Genomic DNA, 9663 nt, shown 5'->3' on the forward strand with positions numbered 1-9663 from the left:
TCAACCTTTTTCAACGAAATCGGCGCGCAACGGAAGTGAGGGCGACCTGCTTTTCGAAGCGCCGGGCGTCCTAGAAACGCCGCGTAAGGGTTACGCCGCTGCGGCGGCCGGGCCCGCGCGCGCTGGCTGAAAACCCGTAGCTCTCACCGATGAATCCGGCGTCGACGATGTAGTCAGCGTCCAACGCGTTGCGCACGAAGCCGCTCAGCGTCCAGCCGTTGGGATGCGTGAAGGCCAGGGTCAGGTCCAAGAGGCCGTAGGCGCCTTGGCGTTCGTCCTGGATGAGATCGGCGGCGAGGGCGCGCGAAAGCCCCGGCACGTCGTTGTCGTCCGAGAAGAACACCTCCGACTGCCAGGCGTAAGACGGCCGAAACGCCAGGCTCCCGCCGGCGAAATCGCGGGACAGGTCCAGGCGGATGGACGCCTTGTGGTCGGGGGCGAGGCGGAAGTGGTTACCCTTCATCGCGCCCGCCGCCAGCCGCGCGCGATTGTAGCCGTAAGTCGCGGTCGCCACCGCGCCGGGCCCCAGGACGAGGCGCGCCTCCAGTTCCCCGCCGACCGCGCGGGCTTCGCCGGCGTTCACTGTCCGCAGCAGCCCGCCTTCGAAGCGCGTGGTCTGGAAATCCTCGTAGGCATAGGCGTAGATAGCGCTGTCGAGGCGCAGCCGACCGCCGGCCAGCTCGGCCTTCACGCCGAACTCCAGAGAGTCGACGGTCTCGGCCGGCGCCCGCCCGAACCGCGCCGGGCCGTAAGGCGTGCTCGGCGCGCCGGCTACCAGCACAGTCGGCCGGCGGCCGCGCGCATAAGAGGCGTAGAGGCTGAACTCGGGGGTCGGGCTGTGACGCGCCACCAGCCGCCAGCTCCAGCCGGAATCCTCGAGATCGGCGGAAACCTTGCTCCCGCCGGGCGCCGTGGGGTGAAAGATCAGGCCGAAGGGCGGCGCGCCGCCGGGAGTCTCCCCGGCCAACTGCGCGAGGAGCAGGCGGTTCGGTTCGCCGCTCGTCGCCATGGCAGCGAGCAGCGCGCCGAGCGTCGAGCCGCCTTCGGCATTGGCGGGAGCCACGCCGCTGGTCTTGTCGTCGCGGCTGAACCTCAGGCCTGCCGACAACTCCCAGGTCGGTAAGGGGCTGAAGCTGGCGTCGGCGAAAAGGTCCAGCGAGCGGGTGCGGCTGAAGTTCTGATTCACCTCCAGATAGCCGGACCTGAGCCGACTGGCGATCGCGCCTGCCTGGACCGGGTCGATCACGCCGCCGCGGTGCGCGATGAGCGTCTGCACCTGCCCGGCGAGGAAGGCGGGCGAGGTGAGCGTCGCGAGCGACGGCGCGGGATCGGTGAGGCCGCCGGCGATCCGCGCCAGCAGTAGGCGCTCGTCGACCACGATGGGCACGCGCTGGGTGCCGTGCTCGGCGAAGGCGTTGAACCCGGCGAAGATGCGCCAGCGTCGCCCGGCGTCGTACTCGACCCGCGCTTCGAGGTTGGTTTCTACGCCGCGGGTCTGTTCCAGCAGGCTGACCACCGGCAGGGACATGCCGTCGGCGTCCTGCCGTTCGTCGGCCGCGAACCGCCGACTGGAGAGCAGGCTCGAGAGCCGCCAGTCGTCGATCAGGTCCAGCCGCGCGAGGACCGTCGCCGAGGCCAGTTCGCGCTCGAGGCCCAGCCGCTGCGTGACGCCGTTCTGATCAAGCGCCGACAGCGACGCGCCGCTGCGGCGCTGGAGGTCGCCGATCGGTGCGCCGGAGCCGGGATCGGTAGGGACGTAGGTCAGCGACTTCATGCCCGCGCCGCTCGGCCGATTGCGCTCGTAGTTCAAGATCACGTCGGCGTTCGCGCGCGCGTTCGGCGCGAGCCGCAGGGTGATCCTGGCTGCGTCGGTGGCGACGGACTGCTGGGCCGGCCCGCCCAGCAGGTTGGCGACCAGACCGTCGCGCCGCCGGCTGGCGCCTGCGATCCGCAACGCGGCGGCGTCGCCGAGCGGAAAGTTCAGCGTTGTGTCGAGCGAAGCCAAGCCAAGATCGCCGGCGGTGAGGGCGATACGGCCAGCGGCCTCGCCAAGGCTGGCCTTGCGCTGAATGACATTGATCGCGCCGGTCATGGCGCTGCGGCCGTACAGGGTGGACTGCGGGCCCTTGGCGATCTCGATGCGCTCGACGTCGAAGAGTTCGAAGTAGGCGCCGCGCTCCTTGGAGGCCGGGGCGCCGTCCTGGAACACCGAAAGCCGCGGCTCGCGGGTGGCGTCGCCGGAGGCCTGGGTGATGCCGCGCATCGAAAAGCCGGCGCTCGCCGGGGAGGCGGCCGCCACGTTGAGGCCGGGAGCGAGGCGTGACACCTCGTCCATGCCCGACAGGCCGAGGGCCTCCAACTCCCGCCCTGAAATCCGCGTCAGCGCGATGGGCGTCTCGATCGCCAGTCCTTCCCGGCGTTCGGCCGTGACCACCAGTTCGGCCACCGGCAGCGGCTCGAAGTCCGGCGCGGGCGGGGCGCCGGGGGAAGCGGCGGCGGCCGTCTGGATCATCATCACGCCGCGCGGCCCGACGACGGCCGTCAGTCCCGATCCGGCCAGCAACCGCGACAGGGCTTCAGCTTGATCGAACGCGCCGCGCACCTCCGGGGCGCGTTTGCCGACCAGCAGGCCGGGGGCCGCGATCACCTGCGCGCCGCTGGTCAGACTGTAGGCGGCCAGCGCGCCAGACAGCGGTCCGGCCGGAATGGCGTAGTGACGGAGTTCGCCCGCTACGGCCGCCCCGCTCCATGTGGCGAGGAGAACCGCGGGGGCGGCGGCGCAGGCGAGGCGGGACCAGCTCGACATCGCCCGGCGTCAGGTCATGAAGCCGGACGCGGTCGCAACTCCACCGCGCCGTCGGCCGCGGTGGTCGCCTGCACGGGCAAATACGCCTCCACCGCCCGGACGAAGGCCGGCTGGTCGCCGGCGTCGAATGCGCCGCTCACTCGAAGATCGCTCAAGGCGGGCGCCACGCGGATGGGATGATCGGCGTACCGGCCGACGCGCTCGGCCGCCTCGCGGAGGCTGGCGTCGTCGAAAATCAGCTTGCCCGTGCGCCAGGCGAGGGCCGCGCGCGGATCGGCCCGCGCGACCCGGACTCGACCGTTGCGCGCGGCGTACTGATCGCCGGGCGACAGCCGGGCGAGCAGCTTGTCATCCGCGGCGCTGCGGACGTCGACCGATCCTTCGACCAGGGTGACGACCGACGCCTCAGGGGCCTGGTCGAGATTGAAAGCCGTCCCGGTGGCGACCACCACCTGCCGGCCCAGGCGCACGGCGAACGGCCGGGCGGGGTCGTGGGCGACCTCGAAGCTGGCCTGCCCGCGCACCAGCTCCAGGTCGCGCGCCTTGGCGCCGAGCCTGACGTCGAGCCTGGTGCGGGCGTCGAGCGTCACCTGCGAGCCGTCGGCGAGGGTGATCCTGCGCATGGCCAGGCCGGTCTCGAAGCTCTCCTGTTTGGCCGGCGCTGCCTGGTAGGCCGCGACGCCGATCACGACCGCCAGGCTGGCGGCCAGCGCGCCGGCCATCAGGCCGCGGCGGGCGGGCCGCGTGCGCGCGGCGGTGCGCCGCCTGAGCTCCGCCAGTTCCGGGACGTCCTCGTGCGCCTGCACGAAGTCCATCGAGGCGCAGACGCGCTCATAGGCCTCGCGATGGGCCGGCGCCGCGGCCAGCCAGGCCTGGAAGGCCGCTTCGTCCGTCGGCGTCCAGTCGGGCTCTGGGCGGGCGAGCCAGGCGGCGGCGGCCGTCTCGTCCGGATCGACGCCGGGGATGAAGGATGTCGCGTGGGTCATGGGCCGAACCGCCGGGCGAGATGGGCGACGGCGCGAACCAGGTTCTTCTCCACCGCGCTGACGGACACCCCCATGCGCGAGGCGATCTCCGCGTGCTTGAGTTTTTCGAGCCGGGCGAGGACGAAGATGTCCCGCGTCCGGGGGGGCAGTTCCTCCAGCGCCTTCAGCACCGCCTTCAGGCGCTGGCGGTCCATCAGCGCGCGTTCGGCCGAGACGGTCTCCGCCGCGATGTTGAGCGGCTCGGAGGGCGCATCCTGGGTCGGATCGACGTCGAGGCTGACGTGCCGGTCCGCACGCTTGGCGATCCGCAACCGCAAGCGGTCGCGCAGCAGGTTGGCGGCGATGGTGAAGACGAAGGCGTCGGGCGCCTGCACCGTCGTCTCCGGCGCACCCTTGAGGATCCGGACGAACACTTCCTGGGTCAGGTCTTCGGCTTCGGCGCGATCATCGGTGTGGCGCAGGAAGAAGGCCATCAGCGGCCGGCGATAGGCGCTAGAGAGCTCGCCCGACCGCAAGGGGCCGCCGGAGCGATAGGGCTCGGAACTGGAGAGTGACGCCACGCAAACCGCCCCTGAACTCGGCCTGCGCAGGCTCTCGGCCGAACGCAGGTGCGTGCGGCTCATTCCATGGTTTTGTGACGGTTTTTGCCTCGCCCAAACTTTCGAAAATTTAGGTGAGGATCGGCGCGGAGCCTTCGTCCTTCCCCTCTAACGCGCCCTCACAGCGAGGGCGTCTCAGTTACGGGGGACCGTTTTCATGATCTCGAACAAAGCCGCGCGGCTGGCCGCCGCCTCGGCGACTGCTTTGCTGTGGGCCCAGGGCGCGCAAGCCCAATCACAGCCCGACCAGGTCGAGGAAGTGGTCGTCACCGGCTCGCGGATCGCGCGGAAGGACTACGCCGCCGAAAGCCCGATCGTGACCGTCAGCGCCGAGACCCTGCAACGCTCGGGCCCGGCGTCCATCGAGACGTCCCTGAACCAGCTGCCGCAGTTTGCGGCCAACGCTGGCGGGACGTCAACGAGCCAGGCGCGCGCGGGACGCGCCTACGCCAACCTCCGCGGGCTGGGGCCCTCGCGCACGCTGGTGCTGCAGGACGGCCGGCGCATGCAGCCCTCCGATCCGCTGGGCGCCATCGACCTCAACACGATCTCGGCCTCGCTGGTCGAGAACGTCGAGGTGATCACCGGCGGCGCCTCGGCGGTCTACGGCTCGGACGCCATCGCCGGGGTCGTGAACTTCAAGCTGAAGAACAACTTCCAGGGTTTGGCGCTCGACGCCCAGTACAGCCAGACCGAACGTGACGACGGCGAGGTGCTCGACCTCAGCGCGATTATCGGCGGCAACTTCGCCGACGGCCGCGGCAACGCGGTGCTATCGGCCTCGTACATGGACCGCCAGCGGGTCAACCGCGGCAGCCGGGCGTTCTTCAAGGACGGCGGCATCACCCCGGTCCTACCCAGCGGGTTGCTCTACGCCGACGCCGCGAACCTGCCGTCACAGGCGGCGCTCAACACGGTCTTCGCGCGCTACGGCGTCACCGCCAACGTGCCGCGCAACGCCACCTTCAGCCAGAACACGGACGGCACCCTGTTCACGATCCTGCCGCCGATGAACTACCGCTTCGGCGACGACGGCCCCTATCTGATCACCGCCAACGGCCAGGTCTCAGTGTCGCTGGGCGAGGCCGCGCCCCTGCAGCAGCCGCTCGAGCGCGAGACCCTGTACGGGCGCGTGACCTACGAGGTCACCGACAGCATCCGCGCCTACGGCCAGTTCAACTACGCCCACTACACCGCCAACCAGACCGGCTACGGCCGCAACCAGGCGATCACCCGCGACGTCTATCTGCCGGTGACCAATCCCTTCCTGTCGGCCGACGTGCGCGCCATCGCCGCCAGCCGGCCCAACCCGAACGCCCCGATCCTGTTCTACTTCAACACCGGCCGCTACGCGCCGGACGTGGCCGAGAGCGCCTACAACGTCACCCAGACGCTGGGCGGCCTGAGCGGCGATCTGGAGATCATCGACGGCGGCTGGGACGCCTACGCCTCCTTCGGCCGCACCGAACAGAACACCCGCCTGGCCGGCTACATCGACCGCGCAGCGTTCCTGTCGCTGGTCAACGCCGCGGACGGCGGCCGCAGCGTCTGCACCGGCGGGCTCGATCCGCTGGCGCTGGCCGCACCGTCGGCCTCCTGCCTGAACTACCTGCTGCGTGAGATGCACGAGACCACGGTCTTCGAGCAGACGAACTTCGAAGCCACCGCCCAGGGCCGCGTGCTGACGCTGCCGGCCGGCGACCTGCGGTTCGCCGCGGGCCTGAACTATCGCAAGAACGCCTATGACTTCTCGCCCGACGCCCAGCGGATCAGCGGCTCGGTGCTGGCCACCAGCCTCAGCAACCCGACCCACGGCGAGACTTCGACCAAGGAAGCGTTCGTCGAATTGCTGATCCCGGTCGTCCGCGACCTGCCGCTGGCCAAGGAGATCAATCTCGATCTCGCGTACCGCTTTTCTGACTACGACACCGTCGGCGGGGTGCACACCTACAAGCTTGGCGGCGAGTGGGCGTTCAGCGATACCCTGCACCTTCGCGGTGGCTACCAGCGCGCCATCCGTGCGCCTTCTGTCGGCGAGTTGTTCCAGCCGACCGAGCAGAGCGGCACCACTGTCGGCCGTATCTCGGCCGGCCGCGGCGACCCTTGCGATATCGGCAGTTCGTACCGCACCGGCCCGAACGCGGCCCAGGTTCGGGCCCTCTGCATCGCTACGGGCGTGCCGCTGAGCGTCGTCGACAACCACCGCTTCGCCGCCACCAACGTCCAGTCCGATGTCGCCGGCAACCTCGAGCTCAAGGAAGAGACCTCCGACACCTACACACTCGGCATGGTTTGGCGGCCGCAGTTCGGCCACCCGCTGCTGCAGCGGTTCTCAGCCTCGGTTGACTACTATGCAATCGAGATCACCGACGCGATCGGCCTAGTCACCGGCGACGTCATCACCCAGCGCTGCTTCAACGGCCAGGGTGGGTCAAACCCGACCTATGACCCGCAGAACTTCTACTGCCAGCTGATCAGCCGCGGTTCGTCCGGCGGGTTCGCCACGATCAAGACCCCGTTGCTGAATCTGGCCGGCTACCGCACCTCGGGCGTCGACTTCCAGGGCGACTGGTCGTTGGCTCTGGCTGATCTCGGTCTTGACGAGCGTCTCGGCGACCTCAGCCTCAACGTGCTGGTGTCCTACACCGGTGAATACGCCATCCAGACGCTGCAAGGCGCGGACTTCGTCGATTACGCCGGCACCATCGGCAACGCTCAGATCAGCGCTGACGCCATCTCCCATCCGGAGTGGCGGGCCACGACCAGCCTCGACTGGCGCGTCGGTCATGCCAGCCTGAACCTGCGCTGGCGCTGGATCGACAAGATGGACAATTCCACGAACGTCGGCGCGGCGGTGGCCTCGGCGCCGGGTGTGAAGGCCATGCACTATCTCGACCTGAGCGGCCGCTACCGCGTCAACGACAGGGTCGAGGTCCGCGGCGGCGTGCTCAACCTGGCCGACCGCCAGCCGCCGGCCTGGACTGGGGAGGGGGCGACCGACGCGGCGCTCTACGACGTCCTCGGCCGGCGCATCTACGCCGGCGTCAATCTCAGCTTCTGAACCTCGTGAAAGTAGTGACCGAAATGAAAGCCATCTTTCTGCGCGGGCTCCTCGCCAGCGCCGCCTTCCTAGGCCTCGCCACAACCGCCGCGGCTGCGGCTCCGACCTCAGCAGACATCCTCAAGGCCGCCGACGGCCGAATCCCGCAGTTCCTGTCCTGCCTGCGCGAGCAGAAGGTCACGCTGGTCGGCGCCCACCGCGGCGGGCCGCTCGCCGAACACCCCGAGAACTCGACCGTGACGTTCGACTTCACGACCTCGCTGGCCCCGGTGTTCATCGAGACTGACGTCCAACAGACGTTCGACGGCGTGCTGTTCATGAACCACGACGGGGTGCTCGACCGGAACACCACCGGTCACGGCGTGATCGCCGAACAGCCCTGGGCGCGCATCTCCAAGCTCAAGCAGCGCGACCCGACCGGCCAGCCTGTCGATCAAAGCCCACAGACCCTGGCTGAGGTGCTGACCTTCGCCAAGGACCGTGTCCTGCTGTTGCTCGACGTGAAGCCGCAGACCGACGCCAATCTGCTGATGGCCGAGATCGACAAGGCCGGGGCGGGCGGCCGGGTGATGTTCCTGGCCTATACGATCCCGCAGGCTCAGGCCTTGCGCCGCGCCAAACCCGACGCCGTGCTCGCCCTGCCGGTGTTCGACCGCGAGCAACTGGCCAAGGCCAAGGCCGCCGGCCTGGTCGATGGCAAGCTGTTGGCCATGGTGCGCCCGGGCGAGGTCGACGCCGCCTTCATCCCCGAGCTCGAAGCCCTGGGCGCTACGGCGATGTCCGGCACCTACGCCAACGCCAAGTCGCCGGACGCCCTCTACCGCACCCGCGCCGACGCCGCGCTCTACCAGTCATTCGCCCAGCTGGGGCCGCGTATGATCGTCTCCAATCGTCCGCTCTCGGCAGCCGAGGCTATGTTGGCTGATCCCACCTACGCCCGCCGGCTGCAAGCTTGCGGCGTCGGGCGATAGCACCGGCCTGAGATTGACGACGGAACCAGCCTCCCCGACTTGGTCCGTGTCAGCTTCCTGGCGAGCCACCAAGTGACGGCTCGCCAGGAAGCGCTCAAATGTCCGCTCGACCTTAAGAGAATGTCGCCTTCTCTAATCGGGCATGAGGGTCAAGCTCCTAACTTCGGACATCAGGAATGTCAGCGAGGGGGCGGAGCTTGGCTAGGGGCGCACCGCCAGACGCCAAGCAGCGACTAAAGCTGCAGCCTTTCGCGCTATGTCTAGTCGGTGCTCGTCGCTAGTTTCGAACTCGATCCGATCACGTTCGATCTCCGCGAGGTATTCGACGACCTTTGTCTCAGGAGAACCGGTTCGGACCAAATCCCAGAAACCGGGCAGATAGGCTCGATACTCATCGTCAGCCTGCCCATCCATGTCTGAGACGCCAATGGGGTCCCATTGGCGAAACAAAAGGCAGTCTAGAGCCTCGTATGCACCGGCGTCTTCCGCGCTGAGTTTCGTTCCCATGCCATCAGATTGCAGGCCGATGCCTGTGTCCGCAACGGGTCGATCCCGGTCACAGGCTTCGGTCACGACAAAGGACATTCGTCTCCGCACCCCGGAGCAGACATCTCAGAAGTCGGCAGGGGCTGGGAGCGGACCTCAGCACAGTTAAAGCGTTGGGGCCAATCTGCGGCCTCGGTGGAAAGCGGACATCACTCCGCAAGCGTGAAGTTCACCCGGACATGCGAGATCCAGTCGCGCTGCACCTCGTCCGTCACGCTGAATGACGCCAGTTGTCGCTCCGTTTCAGCAAGATCGCCGCTCCCGCCGACAACCGCGGGAATAGCTTGATCGCGCAATGGGATTCCGCCGCACCAAAGGCCGCCCGCCGGTATGGGGTCATTCTCGGCACCCCAGGTGTGATTGACGACCCACAATTCCCAGCCGAAAACTTCTACTCGATCAGCTCGGCAAGCATTCAGGAAAGACCTCACGTCGGCGAGGCATATGCCAAGCTCACCATTGGTCGCGAGAAATGCGCGAGCTTTCACTTCGTCAGGAAGAGAGGGCGGGTGCATCATTGCGATCGCAGTATGCCAAGCGCGCTGACGTCCGCAACGGGTCGGAAGCCGAAATCTCCCACTAGCCCAAGAGCGGACTTAACGCGGGTCTTCTATTGGCGGCGGGACTCGCGACCGCTCACGACCCTTAGCGGACGTTGTTGGAGCCCATCACTGGCAGGTCCCTATTGAACTGG

7 protein-coding genes are annotated in these 9663 nt (G+C 68.4%); 2 read left to right on the forward strand and 5 right to left on the reverse strand.

What is annotated here, in order from left to right; all coding sequences use genetic code 11:
• Positions 1-70 precede the first annotated feature (70 nt).
• From RTL41_RS14910 to RTL41_RS14920, 3 genes are read right to left on the reverse strand one after another with little or no spacing between them, the layout of a single operon-like run.
• Complete coding sequence (locus tag RTL41_RS14910) at positions 71-2806, reverse strand: TonB-dependent receptor (RefSeq protein WP_312165816.1); 2736 nt, start codon at positions 2804-2806, stop codon at positions 71-73.
• Positions 2807-2820: 14 nt separating this feature from the next.
• Positions 2821-3792 (reverse strand): FecR domain-containing protein, encoded by a 972-nt coding sequence (locus RTL41_RS14915; protein WP_312165817.1) that lies wholly within the window; start codon positions 3790-3792, stop codon positions 2821-2823.
• Positions 3789-4352 (reverse strand): sigma-70 family RNA polymerase sigma factor, encoded by a 564-nt coding sequence (locus RTL41_RS14920; protein ID WP_312165818.1) that lies wholly within the window; start codon positions 4350-4352, stop codon positions 3789-3791. The genes RTL41_RS14915 and RTL41_RS14920 overlap by 4 nt, the downstream gene beginning before the upstream one ends.
• Positions 4353-4548: 196 nt before the next feature.
• Here RTL41_RS14920 and RTL41_RS14925 point away from each other — a divergent pair, with 196 nt between their 5' ends.
• Together RTL41_RS14925 and RTL41_RS14930 are read left to right on the forward strand one after the other, a co-directional pair.
• On the forward strand, positions 4549-7452 hold the full coding sequence (locus tag RTL41_RS14925) for a TonB-dependent receptor domain-containing protein (RefSeq protein WP_312165819.1): 2904 nt from the start codon (positions 4549-4551) through the stop codon (positions 7450-7452).
• A 23-nt stretch (positions 7453-7475) separates the two neighbouring features.
• Positions 7476-8423, forward strand: coding sequence for a glycerophosphodiester phosphodiesterase family protein (locus tag RTL41_RS14930; protein WP_312165820.1), 948 nt, complete (start codon positions 7476-7478; stop codon positions 8421-8423).
• Positions 8424-8624: 201 nt separating this feature from the next.
• Here RTL41_RS14930 and RTL41_RS14935 read toward each other — a convergent pair whose 3' ends face one another.
• The gene (locus RTL41_RS14935) at positions 8625-9008 is read right to left on the reverse strand and encodes a hypothetical protein (protein WP_312165821.1); all 384 of its coding nucleotides are present in this window, start codon (positions 9006-9008) and stop codon (positions 8625-8627) included.
• Between the two features lie 110 nt (positions 9009-9118).
• Complete coding sequence (locus RTL41_RS14940) at positions 9119-9487, reverse strand: hypothetical protein (protein WP_312165822.1); 369 nt, start codon at positions 9485-9487, stop codon at positions 9119-9121.
• Positions 9488-9663: the final 176 nt, after the last annotated feature.

Origin of the sequence: Phenylobacterium sp. (assembly GCF_031984885.1) — a bacterium.
In the GTDB taxonomy this organism is placed as follows: Bacteria; Pseudomonadota; Alphaproteobacteria; order Caulobacterales; family Caulobacteraceae; genus Phenylobacterium.

Coding starts and splice junctions, on each gene's coding strand:
- RTL41_RS14925 (WP_312165819.1), top strand. CDS start 4,549: ATGATCTCGAACAAAGCCGCGCGGCTGGCCGCCGCCTCGGCGACTGCT.
- RTL41_RS14940 (WP_312165822.1), bottom strand. CDS start 9,487: ATGATGCACCCGCCCTCTCTTCCTGACGAAGTGAAAGCTCGCGCATTT.
- RTL41_RS14910 (WP_312165816.1), bottom strand. CDS start 2,806: ATGTCGAGCTGGTCCCGCCTCGCCTGCGCCGCCGCCCCCGCGGTTCTC.
- RTL41_RS14915 (WP_312165817.1), bottom strand. CDS start 3,792: ATGACCCACGCGACATCCTTCATCCCCGGCGTCGATCCGGACGAGACG.
- RTL41_RS14935 (WP_312165821.1), bottom strand. CDS start 9,008: ATGTCCTTTGTCGTGACCGAAGCCTGTGACCGGGATCGACCCGTTGCG.
- RTL41_RS14930 (WP_312165820.1), top strand. CDS start 7,476: ATGAAAGCCATCTTTCTGCGCGGGCTCCTCGCCAGCGCCGCCTTCCTA.